Genomic DNA, 25,755 nt, shown 5'->3' with positions numbered 1-25,755 from the left:
GAAGAGCGGGGGGCCACGGTTGCCTAACCGCTCCAGTGCCGCTGGACATATGGTGGGTTAGTGCTCACATCGGGTGAGTAAGCACGAGGAGGGAAACCGTGGACGGGTTCGTACGAATGGCAGCTGACTTGTTGTCGTTCGCGCATACCGTCTTTGGACCTGGGTTCTGGCCAGGCGACTGGGTGTGGGCGACCATGGCGGCCGGGTTCCTGATCGCCTTCTTCCCGATCCTCGCCTCGTTCAGCGTCGCGCTGATCCGCAAAGGCACCGGCAACGCTTACAACTCGGTCACGATCAGCGTCTTCGCGGTGATCGGCTTCGTGCTCGCGTGCCTGCTGCCGTGGCTGATGGCCAACGGGATCTCCACGATCTTCCGCGCGGCCGCGACCGGCGACGGTTCCACGTTCGGGATCGGCTTCGGGCCGTCCTTCACCCAGGAGTCGCACGCGATCATCGGCACGCAGGCCGAGTTCCTCGGCAGGGGCCCGATCGTCTACGACGTGCTGACCAGGCCCGGCGACGGTGTCGACTTCGTGCTGAACATCGCCAAACTCGTGGTGCTGCCCGCGGTCTGCGCGTTGTTCGTGATCCTGCAGGCGCGTGCGGCGTTCCGGCGTGGCCCGACGTGGCCCGGCCGGCTGATCTGGCTGTCGTTCGTCGCGTTCGGGGTGTTCAGCGTGTCGATCGAGGCCAACGTCGCGTTCCTGCTGTGGATCGGCATGGTGCCGGCCACCGTGCTCGGCCTGATCCCGATCCTGGTGATCGGCGCGCCGAGCTGGGCCACGATCAACCGTTCGGTGCAGGAGAAACAGCCGCCCGCACCGGCCCAGCAGCAGATGTCGGCCCAACAGCAGCAGATGTCGGCCCAGAACCAGCAGCAGGTCCCGCCACGGCAACCGTCCCAGCAGCACCCGGCGCAGCAGATGAGCCAGCAGAAGCCGCCGCCGTACGTGCCTGAGCCGCCGCCTCCGCCGTACCGGCCGGATGGCATGCCGCCCGCGCTGTTGTCGGGCCAGGCGCCCGGTCAGGAGTTGCTGAGCGGACGTCAGGAGCCCGGGAAGCTCGCCGACACACCCGGCCCGATGCCGTTCCCGCTCGGCGGCCCGCCGCCGTCGGGCGCACCCAAGCCGCCCACGAGGGCGATGACCGGCGCGAGCAGCATGTGGACGCGCAGCGGCGGCCGGTTCCAGAAGATCAAGGCGCTCGGCCACGGCGGCTTCGGCACGGTGTGGCTGGCGATGGACACCCAGCTCGACCGCACGGTCGCGGTGAAGATCGCCCACGCGCCGGACGCCGAGACCGAGCAGCGCATGCTGCGTGAAGCACGGGCGCTCGCCGCCGTGCGCCACCCGAACTGCGTGCGCGTCTACGACATCGTCGAGGACGAGGACGGCCTCGGCATCGTGATGGAGTACATCGAGGGCAAACCGCTCGCCGACGCCGTGCACGACATGGGCAAGCTCGACGACCTCGCCGCGGCCCGCCTGTGGGTGACGATGGCGGGCGCACTGTCCGCGGCGCACGCGAAGGGCGTGCTGCACCGGGACATCAAGCCGTCGAACGTCATGATCGACCCGTCCGGCATGCCACACCTGATCGACTTCGGCATCGCCCGGTCGAAGGGCGACTCGACGCTGACCAAGACCGGGATGATGGTCGGCACCCCGGACTTCCTCGCCCCGGAGACCGCGGCCGGGGCACCCGCCACGCCTGCCTCCGACGCATGGCAGCTCGCCGCCACGGTCTCGTACGCGCTGACCGGCGAACCGCCTCGCGGCACCCGCGACAACCCGATGGCCGCGTTGATGGCCGCCGCGAAGGCGGAGCGCATCACGCACCTGCCGACCAACAGCGTGCACCTGCGGTTGCTCACCGCGGCGCTGGGGCCCGACCCCGCAGGCAGGCCCACGCTGGACACCGTGATCCGGCAGACCGGCGGCTGGCTCAGCAAGGGCGGCCACGCCGAGGACGGCCCGGTCACGAAGGTCGTCAAACGCGACGACATCGCCGCACTCGACCGCACGAAGGTCACGGCGCCGGCAACCGGCGACGAGACAAAGGTGACAGGCCCGGAGAGCACGTCGTTCGACCCGGAGCGCACCGAGTCGACCAACCCGCCGCGCCCGCCCGTGGGCCAGCAACCGCAGCCACCCGACCCAGAACGCACGCGCCCGACGCAGAAGGGCCACAACCCCACCCGCCGCTTCGGCACCTAGCCGAAGATCCGCTGGCGGAGTACCGCGACCGTCTCCCGGGAGGCGACCAGGTCCAGCGTGTCGAAGTGCAGCGACCACCGCTGCGGTTCGATGCGCTCGACCATGGAGAACGGGACCGGCCTGGCGTCACCGCCGCCGTGAGCGGTGGTAGTGCCAAGCCATTCCTGGTAGGTCGTGCCACCGGACCGCACAGTGATCCCGGGCTCCAGGCGCAGGTCACTCACCGCGCCGAAGAACCGGTCCAGGTACGCCGTCACCGCTTTCCGGCCGGTGAGCGGCGTCCCGAGACCCGGGCCACTCAGGCTCGCCGTGCCCGGGCGACCGGCCACCAACGCATCGCTCTGCTCGTGCCGCCAGAGCTTTTCCCGGAGGTACAGGGGCAGATCGACGCCGGGCAGCGAGTCCACCGGCGTCGAGGTGATCCCCTCGAAGAGGTTCGGCAGCGGGTGCTGCGCGTCGGCCACCGGGGCGAACAGGTTCACCTGGTCCCAGGAACGCCTGCCGTCCTGCACCCTGGTCGTCTCCGGATCGCCGAAGACCAGGCGGTGCATGGTCCGGAAGGCGACCGGTGTCCCGTTGATGGTCCCGGTGTTGGTCGCTTCGACGAAGGCGACCTTGCCGTCCGGGCTCGCCGTGGCTCTCTCCGGCACGAACCGGTAATCCGGCACCAGCCGGTTGACCCCTTCGATCTGCGCGCGGATGCCCGCCGTCGTGTCGATCGGCTTCGCCAGCCCGCTGTCCCACAACCGGGCCGAACCGTCCGAAACGAACAGATCCAGGTACGCGTCCACGTCCCGCGGGTTGTCGCCCCAGGCCGTGTACGCGGTCATGAACGTGCGGACGTTCTCGGGCAGTTCCTCGAACCGGCTCGACGCCACGGCGGGCGTCGCCAGAACGGCGAGTGCGGCGGTCGCGGCGAACGCACTGACCCATGCGCGCAAGGTGCTCTCCCAGCTGTCGGGGCAGTGGTCCTGCCCGTCGGGCGAAAGCCTCGCAACGATCGGTCATCCCGTCGATTACATCGGAGGTAAGAGATCGCCGGGAATGTCCTCGGCCCGCAGCAGCGAGGTGCCCGCGGTCTTCCGCAGCGAGAAGGTGGCGACCAGGCCGACCACGGCCGCCACCATCACCACCCTGGCGGGTCCGGGTCGAGAAGATTTCGGCGGACCACACCGCGTAGGTGCCCAGGATCGCCGAAAGCACCACACCGGGCGCGAGTCCGCCGACCCACGTGCCGCCCACGCCCGTGCGCATCAGCAGGTAGGCCGGGATCGCGAGCACGCACAACGCGATGCCCCGCCGATCAGCACCGGCCGCCTGCCGGCGCCAACGGACAGGCACCCGAACGCCGGACGAAACCTGATCGCTTTCAACGCCGACGCGGTCGACGCCATCCGCACTGCCGCCAGCAAGGGCGCGCTACATCACCGAGCACATAACAGGGGCTGGCACAAGCTCGGGCACCGTCGGGCCCGATGTCTACGTGCTGTCCGCCCGCCGAGGATGGGTCTGCGAATACGACGGCGCCACCTGTGACTTCCTTGAGGTTGTCGCCCGGCCGGGACCGGTCCCCCCTGGACACCGTCAAGGTTGGAAGAGCGCACAGCGGTACGGGTGACCGTGGCGTTGAGGCGAAGCAAGGGGAATCAACTCTACTGCGAAATGACGGAGGGAACATGGTTACCTTCGCACGGCGTATTCGTGCGGGCATGCTGGTCCTGGTCCTGTCGGGCGTCGCCGCGCTGGCCACAGGCCCGCAGGGCATGGCGTCCCCGGCCAGCGCAGATCCGACTGGCTCAGTCGGCTCGTTGGCCTCCTACGACGGGAAGCGCATCAAGGAAGCCGGAGACCCCAAGGTCTGGTTGGTCTTGTGTGGACAGCGCGCGAACATCCCCAACGAGGCCACGTACAACGGCCTTTTCCGGGACTGGAGCGGCATCGTACTGATGTCGGACGTGGATTCCATTCGCGAAGGGGCAGGTCTGCAAGGCGCATTCCTTGCCAAGGGCGCCAGCGCGCACGTATATCTCGTCAGGCCGGAAGGAGGCAGAAAGCACTACATCGCAAGTGAAGCTGCGTTCAACCGCTGGAACTTCGACTGGTCGGAAATCACCACTATCAGCCAGTCCTATCTGGACAGGCTGTCCAACGGATGCATTCTGGGTTAGCATCCAGGTCCTGACCTGGTACTGATTCGTCTCGCTCCGCACTGAACCAGGATCCATCTGACGGATCGCGTTGGCGACTCGCCCGCCGCTCGATCAGAGTGACGCTACTAGGTCGTGTTTCGAATGTCCCGGTCGATGAGAGTCTGCCCCGGCCGGAGGCCGGAATCGGCTCGGTGGGGCGGTTCCTGGCGTCGCCGCGGGATCGCCGCGAATACTGGTTGTCTTTGGGCGGTCCCGCGGTGGCGTCAGGGGCCGCATCCGGCCCGGCTATCGCGATCGGGCATTTGAAACACGGCCTAGGCGCTGTCCTGCAGGTCACTCACGCGACAGCGCCTAGTGCGGTATCCGTTCGCCAGGAATCCATCACCACAGCGCCCAGGCAGCCCCCACCACTCCCGGGGGGCGACCCCGAGCCCAGTCTATCGGCGGGTAATGCCTGGTAGAAGGGTTACTGGCCGGTTGTGGACAACCAGTTTCGCGAACGGAACCGTTCGCGAATCCGCCGCGTGCGGACAGGTCAGCGCCAGGATGGCAGCCAGAGTTCGGCCTGCCAGCGGGCGTTGGTGATCGAGTCGCCGTTGAGGATCGGCCACAGCCAGATGAAGTTGGCCACCACCAGGCCGACGTAGATGGCCACGACCAGCAGGCCGGTGCCTCTTCGTTCGTAGCCGTCCTTGGCCCTGCCGAGGATCTGACCGAGTGGCAGGACCAGGCCGAGGATCAGGAAGGCCGAGACCGGTGTCATGTAGAAGAAGTACATCTGCCGGTCGAGGTTGAGAAACCAGGGCAGCAGGCCGGCGAGGTAGGCCACGATCACGGCGGTGTAGCGCCAGTCGAGCCTGCCGATCATCCGCCACAGGCCCCACGCCAGCATGGGGAACGCCAGCCACCACATCGCGGGCGTGCCGATCAGCATGGTCGCGCTGACACACTGGGATTCGCCGCAGCCGGTGGTCGTGTTGTCCCAGTAGTAGAGCATGGGGCGCAGGCCCATCGGCCATGTCCAGGGTTTGGATTCCCATGGATGCGGCTCGTTGGGCTTGGTCACGAGCGATTCGTGGAAGTTCAGGACGTTGCCGGAGTATTCGAACAACGAGCGCAACGCGGGGCCGAAAGGACCCCACCAGGTGGTGACCAGGTGGCGGTCGATGGCGGTTTCGCTGGCGAACCAGGCCCACCAGGTGGCCAGGTAGACCAGGATCGGGACCAGTAGCAGGGCCCAGAGGCCGGGCAGCAGGTCGCGCCGGATGGCGCCGATCCAGGGGTGGGCGACGCCGGCGGATCGGCGGGCGGTGGCGTCCCAGATCACGGTCAGCAGCCCGAACGCGGCGACCCAGTACAGCCCGCCCCATTTGCAGGCGCAGGCCAGGCCGAGGTTGATCCCGGCGGCGAACCGCCACCAACGGAATCCCAGGCGGGGGCCGTAGATGGAGTCGTTGACCCAGCCTTCACGCAGGCTGATGGCCAGGCGTTGGCGCATCTGGTCGCGGTCGAGCAGGACGCAGCCGAACGCGGCGAGCACGAAGAAGGCGATGAAGATGTCGAGCATGCCGGTGCGGCTCATCAGGTGCAGCACGCCGTCGCAGATCAGCAGGATTCCGGCGACCGCGCCGAGCAGGGTTGAGCGGGTCAGCCGGCGGGCGATCCGCACGATCAGCAGCACCATCAGTGTGCCGAGCACGGCCGCGGAGAACCGCCAGCCCCAGCCGTTGTAGCCGAAGATCCACTCGCCGACCGCGATCAACTGCTTGGCCAGCGGCGGGTGGACGGTCAGCTCGTAGCCGGGGTTGTCCTCGTACCAGCCGTTGCGCAGCATCTGCCACGCCTGGGGTGTGTAGTGCTTCTCGTCGAAGACCGGGGTGCCGTTGTGTGTCGGGAAGCCGAGGTTCTGCAGCCGGACGATCCCGCCGATGACGGCCAGCACGATCGCGACCACCCAGCCGCGCAGCCGGTCGGTCGGCATCGGCCTGCCGAGCAGGGTCTCGGCCGGGTCGGCACCCGGAGTTGTCGTCCGGGGAACCTCCTCCTCCGCATGGTCGTCCGACCGGCGGTCGGACCCGGTCACGAGGGCAGTCACGCGCCCGATCGTAGGGTGAGCGATGTGAACCCCGTATCCGGTTCCGGCCGACTGGTGCTCGCGGCCACCCCGCTCGGTGACTCGCGGGACGCCTCACCACGCCTGATCGAGGCCCTGGCCGGGGCAGACGTCATCGCCGCCGAGGACACCCGGCGGTTGCGAGCGCTCGCCACCGCCCTCGGCGTGTCGCCGTCCGGCCGGGTCGTCAGCTTCTACGACGCGGTCGAGACCGGCCGGATCCCCGGCCTGATCGAGGCGATGCGGGACGGCTCGACCGTGCTGCTCGTCACGGACGCGGGCATGCCGAGCGTCTCGGACCCGGGCTACCGGCTGGTGACCGCGTGCATCGCCGAGGACCTGCCGGTGACGTGCCTGCCCGGCCCGTCCGCGGTGACCACGGCGTTGGCCGTGTCCGGCCTGCCCTGCGACCGGTTCACGTTCGAGGGCTTCGCACCCCGCAAGACGGGCGAACGCGGCCGCTGGCTCGGCGAGCTCGTCGGCGAACGCCGCACGGCGGTCTTCTTCGAGTCACCGCACCGCCTGGCCGAAACCCTGGCCCAGGCCGCCGAGATGCTCGGCGGCGAGCGCCCGGCGGCCGTGTGCCGTGAGCTGACCAAGACCTACGAGGAGGTCCGCCGCGGCGGGCTGGCCGAACTCGCCGAGTGGGCAGCCGACGGCGTCCGTGGCGAAATCACCGTCGTCGTCGGCCCCGCCCTGCCCGCGGCCACCGACATCCCGTCCCTGGTCGCGCAGGTGCGGGCGCGGGTGGACCAAGGCGAGCGCCTGAAGACCGTGGTCGCCGAGATCGCCGAGTCCGCCGGCGTGAGCAAGAAGGTCCTGTACGACGCCAGCCTCTGACGCTGCACACCGGCGCCGTCGCCCGTAACTTGGCTGCATGGTTCATGTGCTGGCGACGGAGGAGGTCGGGCCGGTCACCGGCGCCGTCACGCGCAGGTTCGGCATCCATGCCACCGACTTGGGCATCCTCTGGGACAACGGGCAGGGGCGGCTGCTCGTCGCGTTCGGGGACACCTACGGCGTCGGATGGGGCGGGCACGGTGCCGGACCGCCGGAAGGCTCCGACTGGCGGTGCAACGTCCTCGCGTTCGCCGGCAACCGGGACCTGGCGACCGGGCTGCGGCTGGATTCAGTTGTGCCGAGGCGTGACGGCATGGCGGCGCAGATCCTGGAGCGGGACCGTGACGTGGACGAGAACACCGTCATCCCGAACTCCGGTATCGCCGTCGGCGGCTACAACTATCTGCACTACATGTCCGTGCGGAAGTGGGGACCCGCAGGCAGGTGGGACACGAACTACGCGGGGATCGCGGTGTCCGTCGACGGGGGTGACACCTGGACCAAGCCGCCAGGCGCACGCTGGCCTAACTCACCCAAAGGCGATCACCCCTTTCAGATCTGTGCCTTCGCTGCCGACCAGAACCATGTCTATCTCATGGGTACGACAAACGGCCGGTTCGGCCCTGCCTACCTGGGCAGATGCGGCCGTTATGACGTGCTGAGCCCGTCCTCGTACCGCTACTTCGCGGACGGGGAGTGGGTGCCGGACCCGTTCCGGGCGACCCCGGTGATGAGCGGTCCGGTCGGCGAGCTGTCGGTGGAGTACAACACGCACTTCGGCCAATGGATCGCGTTGCACCTGGACGAGGAGCGGGCCGCGATCGTGCTGCGGTGGGCGCCGCGACTGACCGGGCCGTGGGCCGAAGGCCAGGTCGTGGTGGACGCCAAGGACTACCCGGCGCCCTACGGCGGTTACCTCCATCCATGGGCCAACGACGGCGAGGACATCTACTTCACGTTGTCGCAGTGGGGCCCGTACAACGTCAAGCTGATGCGGACGCGACTTAAATCGGATGCGCCGTAGCGCGACCTCCTCTAAGGTGGCGCTGACTTCGAGAGAAGGGGAGGTGACTGGGCATGGCTGTCTTTGTCGATGCCGCACGCCTGTACCCCGCTTCCTCTCTCGAAGGGTTCACCCACGTTGACCTCGCTTGACCTGACCACGCTCGGCTGGGACGACACTTTCGCCGCCGAACTGCCCGCCGGATCGGTCCCCGGCAAGATCGCCCGTGTCCACTCCAGTGGCGCGGTGGTCATCGTCGATGGCCAAGAGCAGCACATCGAGTACTCGTCACGCATCACGTTGCCGTGTGTCGGCGACTGGGTGGCGGTGCACGACGGCACCATCGTCACGGTGCTGCCGCGCCGCACGGCCTTGGTGCGCGGCGGCGTGGCCGAAGACTCGCTCAGTCAGACCTTGGCCTCCAATGTGGACGTTGTTTTTGTCGTCGAGCCGTCCTCGCTGGAAGGCCGCAGGGACGACCCGAACCTGGGCCGGATCGAGCGATTGCTCGCGCTGGCTTGGGAAAGCGGTGCGACGCCGGTCGTGCTGCTGACCAAATCGGACCTCGTCGGCGAACGCATCGGCGAGATCATTTCCGACGTGATGGGTGCGACACCAGGCGTCGACGTGCACGCGGTCTGCTCGATGACCGGTGACGGCGTCGACATCGTCGCCTCCTATCTGGGCGTCGGCCGCACTGCTGTCCTCGTCGGGCCGTCCGGTGCCGGCAAGTCCACTTTGGTCAACGCGTTGGCCGGGACGGACGTGATGGAGACGCAACAGGTTCGTGCGTCCGACGGTCGCGGCAGGCACACGACCGTGCACCGGGAACTGCTCGTCCTGCCGCGCGGCGGGCTGATCATCGACACGCCTGGCCTCCGCCGGGTCTCGCTGGCCAGCGGCGGTGAGGGCCTGGAGTCGGTGTTCACCGACATCGAGGAGCTCGCGGAGAACTGCCGCTTCGACGACTGCGCGCACACCGGTGAGCCCGGATGTGCGGTGCTTGAGGCGATCGAGGCCGGCGAGCTGCCACAACGCAGGCTGGACAGCTGGTTCAAGCTCAACCGGGAAGCCGAGTGGATCGCCAGCCGCACGGACGCACGCCTGCGCGCCGAGCGCGGCCGCCGGTGGAAGGTGATCCACAAGGAGATGCGCAGGGCCGGCCGAAACCGGCCCTGACAGTGTGGTCAGGCGTTGGCGCGGCGGAACGAACGTGTTCCCCACGCCAACGCCACCACGGCGAGCACCACGGCCACGATGCCGCCTACCAGCACCGAACTGGTACCGAAGTTCCCGGCGATCACCGCGCGGATGCCGTCCGCGATGTGGCTGAACGGGTTGATCCGCGACAGTGTGTACAACCAGTCCGGTCCTTGGTCCATCGGCAGCAGCACGCCGGACAACAGCAGCAAAGGCATGACGGTCGAGCTGAGCACGGGCGCGAACAGGTACTCGTGCTTGAGCTTCAGCGCCAAGGTGTACGAGGCCGAGCCGATCGAGACGCCCATCAGCACCGCGAACACCAGCCCGGCCAGGACGTGGCCGATCGACGCGCGGAAGCCGAAGATCGTCGACAGACCCAGCAGCAGCGCGCACTGCAGGACCAGCAGGACGACGTCGTGCAGAACACGACCGAGCAACAGCGCGACCCGGCTGACCGGCGTGACCCGCATCCGTTCCAGCGCGCCGGAGCGGATTTCCGGGATCAGGGTGAAACCGGCGTACGCGGTGGAGAACAGTCCCATTTGGATGATCAGGCCGGGGACGAACCACTGCCACGAGCCGGAGCCGCCGAGCAGCGGTCCGAAAAGGACGAGGAACAGCAGCGGCTGTGTCACGCCGAAGACGATGACGAACGGGCTGCGCAACGTCGGCCGTACGCAGCGCAGGAAGACCAGCCAGATGTCACGCATGCGCGTCCTCCCGAAGTGAGCGGCCGGTCATCGTCAGGAAGACGTCGTCCAGCGTCGGCCGCTGCACCTGGACCGACATCAGCGCCACGTCCGCCTGGTCGAGTGCGCGAAGCAGTGCGGGCAGTTCCGTGTCACCCCTGGGAACGCGGAACCGCACAGTGTTGCCGTCCACGTGAAGCTCTTGTGCGCCTTCGACTTTCCCCGCGATCTCGGCGGCGACCGACGGCATGTCCGTCTCGAACCGCACAAGGTCGCCCGCGACCTGGCTCTTGAGCCCGTCCGGGCTGCCCTCGGCGACGATCCTGCCGTGGTCGATGACCAGGATCCGGTCGCACAGCGCGTCGGCCTCGTCCAGGTAGTGAGTGGTCAGGAAGATCGTGGTGCCATCCCGGTGCAGCGCGCGGATGTGGTCCCACAGGTTGCTGCGGCTCTGCGGATCGAGACCGGCGGACGGCTCGTCGAGGAAAAGCAGTTCAGGCTTGTGCAGGACCCCCATCGTGATGTCGAGGCGGCGCTTCTGCCCACCGGACAACGCACCTGCCGTCCGGTCCGCCAACTCCGTCAGTTCGAGGCGCTGGAACAGTTCGGCGGTCCGGCGTTTCGCCTCGGCGGCGGACAGGCCGTAGAACCGGCCCTGCAGTTCGGCTTCCTCGACGACTTTCTGGCTCTCGCCGGAACCGTGGCCTTGCGCCACATACCCGATCCGCTTGCGCACACCGGCCGGGTCGGTCAGCAGATCGCACCCGGCCACGATGGCCTCGCCCGCGGTGGGCGTGAGAAGAGTGGTGAGCATTCGCAGGGTCGTGCTCTTGCCTGCGCCGTTGGGGCCCAGGAAGCCGACGAGCTCACCGGGCGCGACATCGATGTCCACGCCCTGGACGGCATCGACCGTGTGGCCGCGCGTCCGGAATCGGCGCGCGAGACCGCGTGCCTTGATCACGGGAATCCTCCCTTGGCTAGTCAAGTTTGACTAGCCGGAGTGTGTCAGGCGTTCGAGCGCTAGTCAAACTTGACTAGCTTCCGGACGGGTGATGGTCGTGCGGATGTTCCGTTCGCGGCTCGCCTTGTCCACAACCCGCCGGTAACCCCTTTGACCAGGCATTATCAGCGGTAGAATGGGTCCGGGGTCGCCCCCCCGGGAGTGGTGGGGGCATGTTTGGGGGCGCGGGCATGTCTGGGGTGGGCGTCGATGGCTGGATGCGGACCCTGGCCCCGGCACGACCTGGGGCGGCTTGATTCGGCGTGAACTGGGACCGCTTGAGGCACGACCTGGGGCGGCTTGAGGTGCCGCTTTTGGCGTGTTCGCAGGCGATTTCGGCGCGTGCGGACTCAGTGCGGGGGGTTGCCGAAGGCGGCGGGGCTGTCGTCGGCGAACACGTACTCGCCTGCTTCGAGCCGCGCCACGAGGTCTTCCAGCCAGCGCACTTCCGCCTGGATCGTGACGAGCCAGTACGTGAACATCTCCCGGACGTGCGGCGGTTTGCCCGGCTGGCCGTTCTCCGGGGCCACGGTGTTGTCGATCAGCAGCCGGGTGCTGTCGGCTCCTGCCTTGGTGTGCTGGATGCGGCTCTTCAGCAGGAAGATCAGGTTTCCGCGGTCGAGCGTGGTGATGAACGGCAGTGCCGCGTTGAACATCGCGGGGCCGGTTTCCGGGTCGCTCAGGGCCTTGTTGAGCAGGAAGAAGAACTCTCCTTCGCCTTGCTGGGTGATCCGGTAGACCACGCGGTCGGGGCCCAGTTCGCTCTCCTGGGTCGTGACCTCTTCGAGGAGGTGGTCGGCCGCCAGTTTTTTCAGCGCGTGGTAGATCGAGCCGGGTTTGACGTTCGCCCACTGGTCGGCCGCCCACAGCAACAGGTCCTGGCGCACCTGGTAGCCGTGCGCCTCACCGCGCGTCCGGACCGCACCGAGGACTAGCAATCGCGTCGCTGACACGTCATTAGGCTATGTCCAGTGACCCCACGAAAAGGTGAGCGGCCGCCGCTGCCCGAGCCGTTGCCGGTGCCCACGGTCGACGCGCACACGCATCTGGACGCCTGCGGCGCCAAGGACGCGGCCGGCGTGTCCACAGTGGTTGATCGGGCCGAGTCGGTCGGGATCGGGCGTGTCATCACGGTCGCCGACGATCTCGCCGCCGCCGTCTGGGCCGCGGACGCCTCCGAGTGGGACGACCGCGTGTTCGCCGCGACGGCCGTGCATCCGACGCGCACCGCCAAGTTCACCGATGAGGACAAGGCGGTTCTGGAGGAGCTCGCCCTGCGGCCGCGTGTGGTCGCGATCGGGGAGACCGGGCTTGACTACTACTGGGACTACTCGCCGCCCGAAGCGCAGCACGAGGCCTTCCGGTGGCACATCGATCTGGCCAAGCGCGTCGGCAAGCCGCTGATGATCCACGACCGGGACGCGCACGACGACATCATGCGCATCCTGCATGAGGAAGGCGCGCCCGAACGTGTGATCTTCCACTGTTTCTCCGGGGATGCCGAGTTCGCTCGGAAGTGCGTCGACGCGGGCTATGTGCTGTCGTTCGCGGGATCGGTCACCTTCCGCAACGCGAAGGAGCTCAGGGCCGCCGCGCAGCTCGTTCCCCTTGATCAGATGCTGGTCGAGACGGACGCGCCCTTCCTTACCCCGCACCCGTTCCGCGGCCGTCCGAACGAGCCGTACTGCGCCGCCTACACCCTTCGCGACCTGGCCGAACTCCGCGGTGAGGATGTGGGTGACGTCGCCGCGGCCGTCCGGGACACGGCGGACCGGGTCTTCCGGCTCCCCTCCGTGACATCCCACGATTCGGGCGGTGGTTGAACCACCTGATCGGCCTAACGGATGCGTCTTTCGAGCTGTGGTGCGACTCACAAGATGTCTCGGGGTGTTTGCGCAACCTCGCCGGACCCGTTACGGTCCCGTGACCGTACCCGGTGGGCGTCAAGCCGGGTGCAACCCGCAGTCAGAGCCAGCGTGCGTCGGGGCCGGGACTTTCCCGGAAAGCGTCGGTGGTGGCTAAGGGAGTCGGACTGAACGACAAGGCGCGCCTCGGGCGCCGGACGTACACGGAGGAACAGCCAGGCCCGTAGGAGCTCGACGAGTTCAAGCAACTGCGCGCCACCTGTGTCGGCTGCGCCTCCCGGAGGAACGACCCTGTGACTGATAGCGATCAACAGAGACTCGACGGCTTTGACGTCGACACTGACTGGTTCACCCCGGTCGCCAAGCCGTCGACCGCCACCGCCACGCTGGACCGCGACGAGTACCCCGAGTACTCCGACTCCATCGAGGTAGTACCCCAGGACATCTACGCGGCGCTCGGTCCGCAGGCCGACGAGCTGATGGCCTCCGTCGACGTGGACGTCGACGAGCTGATCCGGCTGATCAACGCCGAGACCACGCTGCTGCCGCCGATCCTGGACATCCCGGACGACCTGTCCGGCGACCGCACGCTGGCCGCGCCGCAGACCCAGAGCGACGAGGCGCCCGCCGGCCTGCTGAGCGCCGTCAAGAAGTGGAAGCGCACCTTCCTCAAGGGCGCGATCGCCGCCGTGCTGCTGTCGCTGACCGGTGGCGGTGCCGCCGCCATCGCGATGAACAAGACCGTCACGGTCGACGTCGACGGTGTCGAGCACAACGTCCGCACCTACGCCAGCACGGTCGGCGAGGTCCTCGAGGACGAGGGCATCACCACCGGGGCGCAGGACGCGATGAGCCCGTCGCCCAACGCCAGCATCGGCGACGGCGGCAAGATCTCCATCCAGCGCGCCAAGCTGCTGAAGTACAACGTCGACGGCGAGGCCAAGGAGTCCTGGGTCCGCGGCGTCCGCACGCTGGGCGACGGCCTGCGCCAGGTCGGCGCGCCACTGGACGGCAAGATCTCCGGCGACCTGAACTCGGTGCTGCCCAGCGAGGGCATGTCGGTCGACATCCGCACCCTCAAGGACGTCACCGTCTACGACGGCGGCGCCGCGCCGAAGCAGATCCAGACCACCGCGGTCACCGTCGGCGAGCTGCTCACGGAGATGCAGACGTCGCTCGGGCCCGAGGACTCGATGAACGTCGGCGCCGACGTGAAGATCACCGACGGCGCCGAGATCAAGATCACCCGCAACGGCGTGACCGTGGTCAACAAGACCGAGGCCGTGCCGCCGCCGGTGGAACAGATCGAGGACGACACCATGGACAAGGGCAAGACGCAGGTCGTCGAGCCCGGTGTCCCCGGCGAGAAGATCGTCACCTGGCGGGTCAAGCTGGTCGACGGCAAGGAGACCAGCAAGGAGAAGCTCGGTGAGAAGATCACCAAGGAGCCGGTGAAGAAGGTCGTCAAGGTCGGCACCAAGAAGGCCGCCGTACCGCCGGTCACCGGCGGCGACGTCTGGGACAGGCTCGCCCAGTGCGAGTCCGGCGGCAACTGGGCCATCAACACCGGCAACGGCTACTACGGCGGCCTGCAGTTCAACGCCAGCACCTGGAAGGCCTACGGCGGCCACCAGTACGCGGCGAACGCCCACCTGGCCACCCGTGAGCAGCAGATCGCGATCGCGACCAAGCTGCGTGACGCCAACAACGGCAGCTACCGCTCCTGGCCGCACTGCGCCAGCAGGCTGGGCCTGCCCAAGTAACTCCCGATCGCCGTGCAGGCCACCCCGGGCATACGATGCCCGTGAGGTGGCCTTCATGGCCTCTTGCGTAAGCTTTCCGGGTGACTTCGCTCCTTGGCCCCGCTGAGGTTCGGCGGCTGGCCGGTGAGCTGGACGTGCGGCCGACCAAGAGGCTCGGCCAGAACTTCGTGCACGACCCCAACACGGTCCGGCGGATCGTCACGGCCGCCGAGTTGAGCCCGGACGACGTCGTGCTCGAGGTCGGGCCCGGCCTCGGTTCCCTCACGCTCGCCCTGTTGCCCGCGTGCCGCGAGGTGGTCGCGGTGGAGATCGACCCCGTGCTGGCCCGGAAACTGCCGCAGACGGCCGCCGAACGCGCGCCGGAGGGTGATCTCAGGGTGGTCCAGGCCGACGCGCTCAGAGTGACCCAGGAGCAGATCGGCGAGCCGACCGCGCTCGTGGCCAATCTGCCCTACAACGTGGCCGTGCCGGTCGTGCTGCACCTGCTGGCCATCCTGCCGAGCCTGAAGTCCGGCCTGGTGATGGTCCAGGCCGAGGTCGCCGACCGGATGGCGGCCGGTCCGGGCAGCCGGGTCTACGGCGTCCCGAGCGTGAAAGTCGCGTGGTACGCCGAGGCGAGGCGCGCCGCGACAGTGTCCCGGTCGGTGTTCTGGCCGGTGCCCAACGTCGATTCGGCGCTCGTCCGGCTGATCCGGCGGCCGCCGCCGTCCGACGTCGACCGGGAGCGGCTTTTCCGGCTCGTCGACGCGGCCTTCGCGCAGCGCCGCAAGACGCTGCGGGCCGCACTGGGGACGTGGGCGGGATCACCGTCGAAGGCCGCCGAGATCCTCACCGCGGCGGGCGTCGATCCCGGGCAACGTGGCGAACAGCTCACCGTCGGGGACTTTTCTCGCATTCTGAAAGCCGCCGACCACCATCCGTGAACGTGCGGGCCAACTGCGCTGCGCCGTCGGTGTGATGTGTTGCCAAGGACTTGCGTGACGGCCGTGCTGTCGGTTTGAATGCAAGTGCATCCATCCCGAGCGGCCGAGAGACCTGGCTCAGCGACGCCGCAGCAACCACCCGAGAGGGCAGGTGCTACCGCCAGGAGCGATGGAGGAATCCGTGATCGCCACGATGTTGACCCAGCGCCGGGTGATAGACCAGGGCAGGCGGTCAGTCACCGCGTGTCGTAGCCACACTGCCTGATTCCTCTCGCTCACCCGAAATCGCCTCCGTCCCATGAGGACGGTCCCTGACGGACGTCGGTCGGCCACCACCATGGCCGGGCCGTGTGCTGCGCTGGAGTTACTGTGATCACCGTAGAGAATGTCAGCAAGTCGTTCCGGAGCCGAACAGGCAGCGTCGTCGCGCTCGACGGCGTTTCCCTGGAGGTGGCGGCGGGTGCCGCCCTCGGCGTCGTCGGGCCCGAGGGCTCCGGCAAGTCCACTTTGGCCCGTGTGGTGTCGTTGCAGGAGCGGCCGGACGCCGGTGCGGTCCGGTTGGACGGTCTGAACACCGCGACCCTGGACACCCGCACCCTGCGTGCCACCCGGCGCCAGATCGGTTTCGTGACAGGGGAGTCCCAGCTTTTCCGGCAGCGCACCGCCGCGGGCAACATCGCGCTGCCGCTTGAGCAGTCCGGTGTGGACGGTCCGCGGCGCAGGGCGCGGGTCGGCCGGTTGCTCGACCTGATCGGCCTGACCGACAAGGCAGCCGCGTATCCCGACGACCTGTCCGAGGGGCAGCGACGGCGGGTCGCGGTCGCTCGTGCGCTCGTGGGGGAGCCAGGCCTGCTGCTGGCCGACGACCCGACGGCGAACCTCGACACCGACGGCGCGGCAGGCGTACTGGCCGTGCTGGACCGTGCCCGCGCCGAACTGGGTGTGACGTTGTTGGTCGCCACCAAGGACACCGGCGTGGTCCGCCGTATCTGCGACGACATCGCCCTGCTGGAAGCGGGCAGGCTGCTGGAGCACGGCAACCTGTTCGAATTGCTGCGTCACCCGGAAAGCCGTGCTGTGCGGGAGCTTCTGCCGGTCATCGACGCCACACCGTCGGTCGGCCAGGACCGTGTGGCCGACATCGTGCTGATCGGTTTCGCGGCTGTCGGCGCCTTGCTGCCGGAGGCCGCGTCCCGGTTCGGCGTGCAGGTGTCGGTGCTCGGCGGCGGCCTGACCAGGCTTGGTGAGACCCCGGTCGCCCGATTCCGGATCGGACTGCGCGGTGAGCGTTCGGACGGCGCACTGGCGTGGATCGACGACCGGGGCGGCATCGTGCACCAGCCGCTGACCGGACCGCAAGGAGTGGCGGCGTAAACGAGGCCACGCGAACGACGGTGGGTACAAGGACACGTAGGCTGGCACACGTGCTCGCTGTCGTTCCCCCGCCTGTCACCGTACGTGTGCCGTCGAAGGTCAACCTGCACCTCGCCGTCGGCGACGTGCGGCCGGACGGTTATCACGAGCTCAACACTGTTTTCCAGGCGCTGTCACTGACGGACGAGGTCACCGTCGCGGTGACCGACGAACCCGGCGTCGAGGTGGTCGGCGAAGGCCAGGACGAGGTGCCCACCGGGCCCAGCAACCTGGCCTGGCAGGCCGTCCAGGCGCTGGCCGAACACGTCGGCAAGGACCACACCGAGCCGAAGATCCGGGTGGTGATCCGCAAGGGCATCCCGGTGGCCGGGGGCATGGCAGGCGGCAGCGCCGACGCGGCCGCCGCCCTGGTGGGCCTGGCCGCGTTGTGGCGGCTGGACATCGGCCGGGACGAGCTGCTCACGGTGGCCGCCAAGGTCGGCAGTGACGTCCCTTTTGTCCTGCAGGGCGGGACGGCGCTGGGCACCGGCCGCGGTGAGAACCTGATCCCGGTGCTGACCAGGCACACGTTCCACTGGGTGATCGCGTTCGACCGGCGTGGCCTGTCCACCCCCAAGGTCTTCGAGGAGCTCGACCGGCTGCGCGCGGAAGGCGACCCGCCCCGGATCGGCGCGGTCGAGCCCGTGCTGGAGGCGCTGGCCTCCGGCGACCCCCGTCAACTGGCGCTGCTGCTGGGCAACGACCTGCAGTCGGCGGCGATCTCGCTGCGTCCCGGCCTGCGCCGCACGCTGCGGGCCGGCGTCAACGCGGGCGCGCTGGCCGGGACCGTCTCCGGCTCCGGCCCGACGTGCGCTTTCCTGTGCGCCGACGGCGAATCCGCGCTGCGGGTGGCCGCGGAACTCGCCGGGGCCGGTGTGTGCCGCACCGTCCGCGTCGCCCATGGCCCCGTCCCGGGCGCCCGTGTGATCGGCGGCGACGAATCACCCCGTCCGGCCCCGCCGGAGGTGCACGCCTGATCCCAGGCCCTCACCCGCGTGTCCACCTTTCCGGCACCATGAAATGCACATTCCGGCACCCCGACATGCCCGGACCCCGGTTTGTCCGGGGAATTTCGGGGTGCCGCAATGGTGGACACACCGTGCCGGAACGGTGGACACGCGGGGGCCTAATACCCTCGTTGTCAGATGCAGTCACGAGGGAAGCGCGGGTAGATGGCCAATCTGGTCAATCTGGAGTCGGTGAGCAAGTCCTACGGGGTCCGTCCGTTGCTGGACGCCGTCTCGCTGGGTGTCGGTGAGGGCGACCGGATCGGGGTCGTCGGGTTGAACGGCGGCGGCAAGACGACGCTGCTGGAGGTGCTCGCGGGCATCGAGCCTGCGGACAGCGGGCGGGTGAGCCGCGCGCGGGATCTGCGGATGGCCGTGGTCACCCAGCGCACGGACCTGCCGCCGGGCGGGACTGTGCGCAACGCCGTGCTGGACCCGTTGGGGTTCGACGCCGACCACGAGTGGGCCGCGGACGCGAAGGTCCGTGCGGTGCTCGACGGGATCGGCATTTCGGCGTTGGGCCTGGACGCGCCGCTCGACCGGATGTCCGGCGGGGAACGGCGCCGCGTCGCACTGGCCGCCGCGCTGGTGCGGGAACTGGACCTGGTCATCCTCGACGAGCCGACGAACCACCTGGACATCGAGGGTGTGCGGTGGTTGGCGGACCACCTGCTGGCCCGGCGGACCGCGCTTGTGGTCGTGACGCACGACCGGTGGTTCCTGGACACGGTCTGCTCGCGGACCTGGGAAGTCCAGAACGGACGCGTCGAGCAGTACGAAGGCGGTTACGCGGACTGGGTGTTCGCGCGGGCCGAGCGGGCGCGGCTGGCGGAGACGCTGGAGGAGAAGCGCCGCAATCTCGCGGCGAAGGAGCTCGCGTGGCTGCGCCGGGGTGCTCCGGCGCGGACGTCCAAGCCGCGTTACCGCATCGAGGCCGCCGAGGCGCTGATCGCGAACGTGCCGCCGCCCCGGGATTCCGTCGAGCTGACGGCGTTCGCCAAGCGCAGGCTGGGCAAGACCGTGATCGAGCTGGAGGACGCCAGCCTCAGCGTGCCCGGCCGGACCCTGCTCGACCACGTGACGTGGCGGATCGGGCCGGGTGACCGGATCGGCCTCGTCGGCGTGAACGGGTCGGGCAAGACGACGTTGCTGCGGCTGCTGGCCGGTGAGACCGAACCGGAGACCGGCAAACGGATCCAGGGCCAGACCGTCCGGCTCGGGTACCTCAGCCAGGAACTGGCCGACCTTCCCGGTGAGCTGCGGGTGCTGGAGGCGGTCGAGGAGATCGCGCGCCGGGTCACGTTGGGCAAGCAGGAGCTCTCCGCGTCACAGCTGGCCGAGAAGTTCGGGTTCCCGGCCAACCGGCAGTGGACGCCGGTCTCGGACCTGTCCGGTGGCGAGCGGCGCCGGTTGCAGCTGTCGCGCCTGTTGATGGCCGAGCCGAACGTGCTGCTGCTCGACGAGCCGACGAACGACCTGGACATCGACACGTTGCAGCAGCTGGAAGACCTGCTGGACTCGTGGCCGGGCACGCTCGTGGTCGTCTCGCACGACCGTTACCTGGTCGAACGTGTCTGCGACGAGGTGTACGCGCTGTTTGGCGACGGCCGCGCGAAGCACCTGCCCGGCGGGATCGACGAGTACCTTTCGCGCCGCGCCACGATGACCGCGCCCGCCGCGGCTCCGGTCAAGGCGCCGAAGCCGAAGTCCAGCGCCGCCGACCAGCGGGCGGCGGGCAAGGAACTGGCCCGCCTGGAGCGAACGCTCGACAAACTCTCGAAGCGGGAGACGGAACTGCACACCGCGCTCGCCGAGGCGGCGACCGACCCCGACCGGCTGCTGGAGCTGGATGCGCAGCTCAGGGACTTGCTCAAGGAGAAGAGCGAGGTCGAGGAGCGGTGGTTGGAGATCGCCGATAGTGCCGAGTAGCGGATTGTGTCACTGGTCGTCAGCCGGGACCATTTAAAGTCGGCGCTATGAGTCGGTTCGTGGACGCCCTGCTGGGCAATGCCGCCACCCGCGGCCAGGTCAAGGGGATCACCACCGGTGAACCCGGTGACCCCGTTCGCCGGACGTGGGCGCAGGTGCACCAGGAAGCCCGCAAGATGGCGGGCGCGTTGGTAGAAGGCGGTCTGACGCCGCAGAGCGCGGTCGCTGTGCTCGCCGCTGATCCCGTGCTGATCGCCCCGGCGATCCAGGCGGTGTGGCTGTCCGGGGGCAGCGTGACGATGCTGCATCAGCCGACACCCCGCACGGATCTGGCGGTGTGGGCCGAGGACACGTTGCGCGTCCTCAGCATGATCGATTCCAAGCTGGTGCTGCTCGGCGCGCCGTTCGACCAACTGGCGCCGGTGCTCACCGAGCACGGCATCCCGTACCGGCTGCTGACCGATCTGGTCGACGGTGAGCCGATCGGCGAGCCGGTCCCGGTCGGCGAGGACGTGCATGCGTTGCTGCAGCTGACAAGCGGCTCGACGGCGGACCCGAAGGCGGTCCGGATCACTCACGGCAACCTGATGTCCAACATCGAGGCCATGGCCGAGAAGGCCGCGCTGGACTGGGAGAACGACACGATGGTGTCGTGGCTCCCGCTGTTCCACGACATGGGCATGGTCGGCTTCCTGACCACGCCGATGACGCTGGGCATCGAGCTGGTGAAGGTCACGCCGCCGGACTTCCTGCGTGCGCCGCTGTTGTGGATGGAGCTGATCAGCCGGCACCGCGCGACCATCACCGCGGCGCCGAACTTCGCGTACGCCATGGTCGGACGCCGGATGGCCAACGCGAACGACGGCGACTACGACCTGTCGACACTGCGGTTGGCCCTGAACGGCGCCGAACCGATCGACGCGACCGCCGTGCGGACCTTCACCGACGCCGGTGCGCGGTTCAAGATGCCCGCGGAGTGCGTGTTTCCCGCGTACGGCATGGCAGAGTGCACCCTGGCGGTGTCGTTCGCGCCGCTGTTCACCGGATTGACGCTGGACTACATCGACGCGCACGCGCTCGAGGTCGACCGGCGTGCCGTGCCGGTCGGGAAATCCGACGAGGCGCGGTCGTTCGCCATCCTGGGCAAGCCTTTGCCGGGCATCGAGGCACGGATCATGTCACCGGAGGGCGAGATCCGCGGCGACCGTGAGGTCGGCGAGATCCAGCTGCGCGGATCGTCGGTGACGGCGGGTTATCTGACCGTCGACGGCCCGAGGTCCATCAAGGACGAGGACGGCTGGATGTCCACAGGGGACATCGGTTACCTGATCGACGGCGAGATCGTGGTGTGCGGCCGGGAGAAGGACGTGATCATCCTCGGCGGCCGGAACATCTACCCGACCGACATCGAGCGCGCCGCGACCGGCGTGGACGGCGTCCGGGCGGGCAACGCGGTCGCGGTCCGGCTGGACGCGGGCAGCAGGCGGGAACGCTTCGCGGTGGTCGTGGAGTCCAAACTGGCCGGTGACGCGGCCGAGGAGGCACGGCTGCGCAAGGAGGTCGCCGGCCGCGTGTTCGAGGCGGTCGAGGCACGGCCGGTGGCTGTCCTCGTGCTGTCGCCCGGATCGCTGCCCAAGACGCCGTCCGGCAAGCTCCGCCGTGCCGCGGCAGGAGAGCAGCTCGCCGACAGCATCCGCAAGAACGAGTCCTAGAACCCCCTCGTGAGTGTTTATCGGGGTTAGAACCCTGATAAACACTCACGAGGTCAGTTCAGGGCGTGGAAGGTGTTCTGGGCGGCTTCCAGGCCGTGGGTGATCAGGGCTTCGGTGGCGTCGGCCGCGCGGTCGAGGATGAACGGCAGTTCCTTGCGTTCGATCGCCGAGAAGTCCTTGAGCACGTAGTCGGCCGGGTCCATCCGGCCGGGCGGACGGCCGATGCCGACCCGGATGCGGTGGTAGTCCTTGGTGCCCAGGGACTTGGAGATCGACCGGAGGCCGTTGTGGCCGTTCTCCCCGCCGCCGAGCTTGAGCCGGACGGTGCCGAACGGCAGGTCCAGCTCGTCGTAGAGCACGACGATGTCAGCGGGCTGGACCTTGAAGAACTTGGCGACACCGGAGACGGGCCCGCCGGAGACGTTCATGAACGAGCGGGGCTTCATCAGCACGGCGCGCCGCGGGCCCAGCCGTCCTTCCAGGACGTCGGCGAGGCCTTTGTGGGCCTTGAACTTCCCGCCTACCCGGTCGCCCAGTTCGTCGAGCACCATCGCGCCGACGTTGTGCCGGTTGGCGGCATAGCGAGGGCCGGGATTGCCGAGGCCGACGACGACCACGGTTCCCGGCCCTTCGCCCATCGAAGATCAGGCCTCTTCTTCGGTGGCCTCTTCGGCCGGGGCCTCGCCGGTGTCGCCCTCGAGCTGCTGGGCGGTCGGCGCCGGGTTCACGGCGACGACCAGCGACTCCGGGTCGGTCACCAGGGTGGCGCCCTGCGGCAGCTTGATGTCGGCGGCGGTGATCAGGGTGCCCGCTCCGGCGCCCTCGATCGACAGCTCGATCTGCTCGGGGATGTGCAGCGCCTCGACCTCGACGGTGATCGCGGTCAGGTCCTGGGTGACCAGGGTGGCCGCGGCCGGGTCGCCGGTCAGCACGATCGGGACCTCGACGCTGACCTTCTCGCCGCGCTGCACCAGCAGCAGGTCCACGTGCTCGATGTAGTTCTTGATCGGGTGCGTGGTGACGGTCTTGGTCAGGGCCAGCTCGGACTTCGAGTCGACATCCAGCGTCAGTACGGCGTTCTGGCCGTGCTCACGGACGACACGGGCGAACTCGAGCGCCGGCAGAGCCAGGTGCTTCGGGTCGGAACCGTGGCCGTAGAGCACCGCGGGGATCTTGCCGGCGCGGCGGGTACGGCGCGCGGCGCCCTTGCCGAATTCGGTACGCGACTCGGCGGCAAGACGGACCTCGGACACGGTGATGCTCTCCTTCAACACAAAAGGCTAAGTGGGGTCGTCACCGCGGCGGAGGCAGGCGTGAGGACACACGGCTACCCAACCAGCCGCGTCGATCACGCCAGGCTCTACGAAGAGCCCGGCCTCGCCGAGACAACCCGGATAGTTTACGTCAGCTTCAACCCGGCGACTCCCGGGGGGCACCGACAAGGGCCCCGATGCCGCTTCGGGGTGTCAGGCGTTGCCGTCGAAGAGGCTCGTGACCGAACCGTCTTCGAAGACCTCCTGGATCGCGCGGGCCAGCAGGGGGGCGATGGACAGCACGGTCAGGCCGGGGAAGCGCTTCTCGTCCGGGATCGGCAGCGTGTTGGTGAAGATCACTTCCCGTGCCTTGCAGTTGGCCAGGCGCTCCGACGCCGGGTCGGACAGGATGCCGTGCGTCGCCGCGATCACCACGTCCGAGGCGCCCGCGTTGATCAGGGCGTCGCAGGCTTTCACGATCGTGCCGCCGGTGTCGATCATGTCGTCGACCAGCACGCACAACCGGCCCGCCACCTCGCCGACGACCCGGTTCGCCACGGCCTCGTTGGGCTTCAGCGGGTCGCGGGTCTTGTGGATGAAGGCGATCGGCCGGTCACCCAGCTGGGACGCCCACTTCTCGGCCAGCCGCACGCGGCCCGAGTCCGGGGAGACCACGGTGATGTCCGCCGAACCGTACGTCTCGGAGATGTGGTCGGCCAGGATGTTCTGGGCGAACAGGTGGTCGACCGGGCCGTCGAAGAAGCCCTGGATCTGCGCGGTGTGCAGGTCGACCGTCATGATCCGGTCCGCGCCCGCCGTCTTGAACATGTCCGCGATCAGCCGGGCCGAGATCGGCTCCCGGCCCTTGTGCTTCTTGTCCTGCCGGGCGTAGCCGTAGAACGGCATGATCACGGTGATCCGCTTGGCCGACGCGCGCTTCAGCGCGTCGACCATCAGCAGCTGTTCCATGATCCACTGGTTGATCGGGCTGGTGTGCGCCTGGATCACGAACGCGTCCGTGCCGCGCACCGACTCGTTGAACCGCACGAAGATCTCACCGTTGGCGAAGTCGTACGCCGCCTGCGGGGTGATCTCCACGTTCAGCTCGCGCGCCACCTCCTCGGCCAGCTCCGGGTGAGCACGGCCGGAGAAGAGCATCAGGTGCTTCTTCGGGGTCCCGGACTTGGCGTTCATGGTTGCTGCTCCTCGACTTCTTGTGCGGCCAGTGCCGCCGCGGCCGCCGCGGTGCCGGGGCGGCGGTTGACCACCCAGCCCTCGAGGTTGCGCTGCGGACCGCCGGAGACTGCGAGCGCGCCCGGCGGGACGTCCCGCCGGATCACGGTGCCGGCGCCGCTGTAGGCGCCGTCGCCGATCGTGACCGGGGCGACGAACATGTTGTCGCAACCGGTCCGGGCGTGCGAGCCGATGGTGGTGCGGTGCTTGGTCACACCGTCGTAGTTCACTGTGACGCTTGCGGCGCCGATGTTGCTGTACTCGCCGATGGTCGCGTCGCCGATGTACGACAGGTGCGGGACCTTCGTGCCCGTCCCGATCTCGGAGTTCTTGACCTCGACGAACGTGCCGATCTTGCCCTTCTCGCCGAGCGAGGTGCCGGGCCGCAGGTAGGCGAACGGGCCCACCGACGCGCCCGCGCCGATGGTCGAGTCCGAACCGTGCGTACGGATGACCGTCGCGCCCTCGGCCACGGTCACGTTGGTCAGCGTCGTGTCGGGACCGATGGTGGCGCCCTCGCCGACGCTGGTCGACCCGCGCAGCTGGACGTTCGGCTCGATCAGGACGTCCCGGGCCAGCGTCACCCCGGCGTCCAGCCACACGCTGTTGGTGTCGATCACCGACACCCCGGACCGCATCCAGCGCTCCAGCAGCCTGCGGTTCAGTTCGGCACCCAGACGCGCCAGCTGAACCCGGTCGTTCACGCCTTCGACCTGCCACGGGTCGACGCACGCCAACGCGCCGACCCGGCGGCCGTCGCCGCGTGCGATGCCCAGCACGTCGGTCAGGTACAGCTCGCCCTGGGCGTTGTCGGTGCTCAGCCGCGACAGGCCGTCGACGAGCACCTCGGCGTCGAACGCGTAGATCCCGGAGTTGATCTCGGTGATCGTCAGTTGGTCCTCGTCGGCGTCCTTGTGCTCGACGATCGCGGTCACCGCGCCGTCGCTGTCCCGCACGATCCGGCCGTAGCCGGTGGGGTCTCCGACCACCGCCGTCAGCACCGTCACCGCGTTGCCGGAGGACGAGTGCTCGGCCAGCAAGGCCGAAAGCGTCTCCGTCTCGAGCAACGGCACGTCGCCGTAAGTGACGATGACCGTCCCGCTCAGGGTGCCCGGCAGTTCGGCAAGGCCGCACGACACGGCGTGCCCGGTGCCCTTCTGCTCGGCCTGCACGGCCGTGGTCACCTTGCGCTCCAGCGCGTTCGTGAGACCTTCGAGGTGCTCGGTGACCGCGGCGCGGCCGTGCCCGACGACGACCACGAGGTGGTCGGGGTCGAGTCCGGCTACCGCACGGACGGCGTGCTCGACGAGCGGCCGGCCGGCGATCGGGTGGAGCACCTTGGGGGTCGACGAGCGCATCCGCGTGCCCTCGCCAGCGGCGAGTACAACGGTGCTGAGCTGGGCGTTCCCACCCTGGGGCATCAGCGATCTCCCTGCCGAATCC

21 protein-coding genes and 1 riboswitch are annotated in these 25,755 nt (G+C 68.8%); of the genes, 12 read left to right on the top strand and 9 right to left on the bottom strand.

What is annotated here, in order from left to right:
- Window positions 1-116: 116 nt before the first annotated feature.
- A complete protein-coding gene (locus GC106_RS43645) occupies window positions 117-2,216 on the top strand; it encodes a serine/threonine-protein kinase (RefSeq protein ID WP_173142084.1) in 2,100 nt (699 codons plus the stop codon).
- On the opposite strand, the gene GC106_RS43640 is transcribed toward GC106_RS43645, so the two are convergent.
- Window positions 2,213-3,157, bottom strand: a complete 945-nt coding sequence (locus tag GC106_RS43640; RefSeq protein WP_173142083.1) for a nuclear transport factor 2 family protein — start codon at window positions 3,155-3,157, stop codon at window positions 2,213-2,215. The genes GC106_RS43645 and GC106_RS43640 overlap by 4 nt on opposite strands.
- 735 nt (window positions 3,158-3,892) lie before the next feature.
- On the opposite strand from GC106_RS43640, the gene GC106_RS43630 reads away from it, so the two are divergent.
- A complete protein-coding gene (locus tag GC106_RS43630; protein ID WP_173142082.1) occupies window positions 3,893-4,384 on the top strand; it encodes a hypothetical protein in 492 nt (163 codons plus the stop codon).
- A gap of 517 nt (window positions 4,385-4,901) precedes the next feature.
- Here the strand turns inward: GC106_RS43630 and GC106_RS43625 are convergent.
- Complete coding sequence (locus GC106_RS43625) at window positions 4,902-6,461, bottom strand: dolichyl-phosphate-mannose--protein mannosyltransferase (RefSeq protein WP_376777829.1); 1,560 nt, start codon at window positions 6,459-6,461, stop codon at window positions 4,902-4,904.
- Window positions 6,462-6,485: 24 nt separating this feature from the next.
- On the opposite strand from GC106_RS43625, the gene rsmI reads away from it, so the two are divergent.
- The 3 genes from rsmI to rsgA all read left to right on the top strand — a co-directional run bounded on the left by rsmI (window position 6,486) and on the right by rsgA (window position 9,501).
- Window positions 6,486-7,319, top strand: coding sequence for a 16S rRNA (cytidine(1402)-2'-O)-methyltransferase (rsmI, locus tag GC106_RS43620; RefSeq protein ID WP_312873368.1), 834 nt, complete (start codon window positions 6,486-6,488; stop codon window positions 7,317-7,319).
- Window positions 7,320-7,356: 37 nt separating this feature from the next.
- Complete coding sequence (locus GC106_RS43615) at window positions 7,357-8,343, top strand: glycoside hydrolase family 183 protein (RefSeq protein WP_173142080.1); 987 nt, start codon at window positions 7,357-7,359, stop codon at window positions 8,341-8,343.
- A gap of 117 nt (window positions 8,344-8,460) precedes the next feature.
- Complete coding sequence (gene rsgA / locus GC106_RS43610; RefSeq protein WP_246368175.1) at window positions 8,461-9,501, top strand: ribosome small subunit-dependent GTPase A; 1,041 nt, start codon at window positions 8,461-8,463, stop codon at window positions 9,499-9,501.
- An 8-nt stretch (window positions 9,502-9,509) separates the two neighbouring features.
- Here the strand turns inward: rsgA and GC106_RS43605 are convergent, their stop codons facing one another.
- The 3 genes from GC106_RS43605 to GC106_RS43595 form a co-directional block, all read right to left on the bottom strand.
- Window positions 9,510-10,235 carry an ABC transporter permease gene (locus GC106_RS43605; protein ID WP_173142078.1) on the bottom strand — a complete coding sequence of 242 codons (726 nt, stop codon included), beginning with the start codon at window positions 10,233-10,235 and terminating at the stop codon, window positions 9,510-9,512.
- Window positions 10,228-11,175 (bottom strand): ATP-binding cassette domain-containing protein, encoded by a 948-nt coding sequence (locus GC106_RS43600; protein ID WP_173142077.1) that lies wholly within the window; start codon window positions 11,173-11,175, stop codon window positions 10,228-10,230. Before GC106_RS43600 ends, GC106_RS43605 begins: the two co-directional genes overlap by 8 nt.
- A gap of 389 nt (window positions 11,176-11,564) precedes the next feature.
- Window positions 11,565-12,167 carry a PadR family transcriptional regulator gene (locus GC106_RS43595; protein ID WP_173142076.1) on the bottom strand — a complete coding sequence of 201 codons (603 nt, stop codon included), beginning with the start codon at window positions 12,165-12,167 and terminating at the stop codon, window positions 11,565-11,567.
- 18 nt (window positions 12,168-12,185) lie between these two features.
- Between GC106_RS43595 and GC106_RS43590 the strand changes: the two genes are divergently transcribed.
- The 7 genes from GC106_RS43590 (at window position 12,186) to GC106_RS43560 (ending at window position 21,826) form a co-directional block, all read left to right on the top strand.
- Window positions 12,186-13,037, top strand: coding sequence for a TatD family hydrolase (locus tag GC106_RS43590; protein ID WP_173142075.1), 852 nt, complete (start codon window positions 12,186-12,188; stop codon window positions 13,035-13,037).
- A gap of 335 nt (window positions 13,038-13,372) precedes the next feature.
- Window positions 13,373-14,842 carry a resuscitation-promoting factor gene (locus GC106_RS49095; protein ID WP_312873367.1) on the top strand — a complete coding sequence of 490 codons (1,470 nt, stop codon included), beginning with the start codon at window positions 13,373-13,375 and terminating at the stop codon, window positions 14,840-14,842.
- A gap of 80 nt (window positions 14,843-14,922) precedes the next feature.
- Window positions 14,923-15,765 carry a 16S rRNA (adenine(1518)-N(6)/adenine(1519)-N(6))-dimethyltransferase RsmA gene (gene rsmA, locus GC106_RS43580; RefSeq protein WP_173142074.1) on the top strand — a complete coding sequence of 281 codons (843 nt, stop codon included), beginning with the start codon at window positions 14,923-14,925 and terminating at the stop codon, window positions 15,763-15,765.
- A gap of 87 nt (window positions 15,766-15,852) precedes the next feature.
- A riboswitch (SAM riboswitch) is annotated at window positions 15,853-15,941 on the top strand.
- 193 nt (window positions 15,942-16,134) lie between these two features.
- A complete protein-coding gene (locus tag GC106_RS43575; RefSeq protein WP_173142073.1) occupies window positions 16,135-17,139 on the top strand; it encodes a methionine ABC transporter ATP-binding protein in 1,005 nt (334 codons plus the stop codon).
- A 50-nt stretch (window positions 17,140-17,189) separates the two neighbouring features.
- Window positions 17,190-18,155, top strand: a complete 966-nt coding sequence (locus GC106_RS43570) for a 4-(cytidine 5'-diphospho)-2-C-methyl-D-erythritol kinase (protein WP_173142072.1) — start codon at window positions 17,190-17,192, stop codon at window positions 18,153-18,155.
- Window positions 18,156-18,350: 195 nt separating this feature from the next.
- Complete coding sequence (locus GC106_RS43565; RefSeq protein WP_173142071.1) at window positions 18,351-20,114, top strand: ABC-F family ATP-binding cassette domain-containing protein; 1,764 nt, start codon at window positions 18,351-18,353, stop codon at window positions 20,112-20,114.
- Between the two features lie 47 nt (window positions 20,115-20,161).
- Window positions 20,162-21,826, top strand: coding sequence for a fatty acyl-AMP ligase (locus tag GC106_RS43560; RefSeq protein WP_173142070.1), 1,665 nt, complete (start codon window positions 20,162-20,164; stop codon window positions 21,824-21,826).
- 53 nt (window positions 21,827-21,879) lie between these two features.
- Here GC106_RS43560 and pth read toward each other — a convergent pair whose 3' ends face one another.
- The 4 genes from pth to glmU all read right to left on the bottom strand — a co-directional run bounded on the left by pth (window position 21,880) and on the right by glmU (window position 25,733).
- Window positions 21,880-22,464 carry an aminoacyl-tRNA hydrolase gene (gene pth / locus GC106_RS43555; RefSeq protein ID WP_173142069.1) on the bottom strand — a complete coding sequence of 195 codons (585 nt, stop codon included), beginning with the start codon at window positions 22,462-22,464 and terminating at the stop codon, window positions 21,880-21,882.
- Between the two features lie 6 nt (window positions 22,465-22,470).
- Complete coding sequence (locus tag GC106_RS43550) at window positions 22,471-23,079, bottom strand: 50S ribosomal protein L25/general stress protein Ctc (protein ID WP_173142108.1); 609 nt, start codon at window positions 23,077-23,079, stop codon at window positions 22,471-22,473.
- Between the two features lie 213 nt (window positions 23,080-23,292).
- The gene (locus tag GC106_RS43545) at window positions 23,293-24,273 is read right to left on the bottom strand and encodes a ribose-phosphate diphosphokinase (protein ID WP_173142068.1); all 981 of its coding nucleotides are present in this window, start codon (window positions 24,271-24,273) and stop codon (window positions 23,293-23,295) included.
- Entirely contained in the window at window positions 24,270-25,733 is a 1,464-nt protein-coding gene (gene glmU, locus GC106_RS43540) for a bifunctional UDP-N-acetylglucosamine diphosphorylase/glucosamine-1-phosphate N-acetyltransferase GlmU (RefSeq protein WP_173142067.1), read from the bottom strand. The genes GC106_RS43545 and glmU overlap by 4 nt, the downstream gene beginning before the upstream one ends.
- Window positions 25,734-25,755: the final 22 nt, after the last annotated feature.

Origin of the sequence: Kibdelosporangium persicum, from assembly GCF_013280595.1 — a bacterium.
In the GTDB taxonomy this organism is placed as follows: Bacteria; Actinomycetota; Actinomycetes; order Mycobacteriales; family Pseudonocardiaceae; genus Kibdelosporangium; species Kibdelosporangium persicum.
This window is presented reverse-complemented; position numbering and strand designations above follow the sequence as displayed.

What these genes read in the sequence shown, in the direction of transcription:
- GC106_RS43565 (WP_173142071.1), top strand. Translation starts at nt 18,351, where the DNA reads ATGGCCAATCTGGTCAATCTGGAGTCGGTGAGCAAGTCCTACGGGGTC.
- glmU (WP_173142067.1), bottom strand. Translation starts at nt 25,733, where the DNA reads ATGCCCCAGGGTGGGAACGCCCAGCTCAGCACCGTTGTACTCGCCGCT.
- GC106_RS43605 (WP_173142078.1), bottom strand. Translation starts at nt 10,235, where the DNA reads ATGCGTGACATCTGGCTGGTCTTCCTGCGCTGCGTACGGCCGACGTTG.
- GC106_RS43615 (WP_173142080.1), top strand. Translation starts at nt 7,357, where the DNA reads ATGGTTCATGTGCTGGCGACGGAGGAGGTCGGGCCGGTCACCGGCGCC.
- GC106_RS43630 (WP_173142082.1), top strand. Translation starts at nt 3,893, where the DNA reads ATGGTTACCTTCGCACGGCGTATTCGTGCGGGCATGCTGGTCCTGGTC.
- GC106_RS43560 (WP_173142070.1), top strand. Translation starts at nt 20,162, where the DNA reads ATGAGTCGGTTCGTGGACGCCCTGCTGGGCAATGCCGCCACCCGCGGC.
- GC106_RS43645 (WP_173142084.1), top strand. Translation starts at nt 117, where the DNA reads ATGGCAGCTGACTTGTTGTCGTTCGCGCATACCGTCTTTGGACCTGGG.
- GC106_RS43545 (WP_173142068.1), bottom strand. Translation starts at nt 24,273, where the DNA reads ATGAACGCCAAGTCCGGGACCCCGAAGAAGCACCTGATGCTCTTCTCC.
- pth (WP_173142069.1), bottom strand. Translation starts at nt 22,464, where the DNA reads ATGGGCGAAGGGCCGGGAACCGTGGTCGTCGTCGGCCTCGGCAATCCC.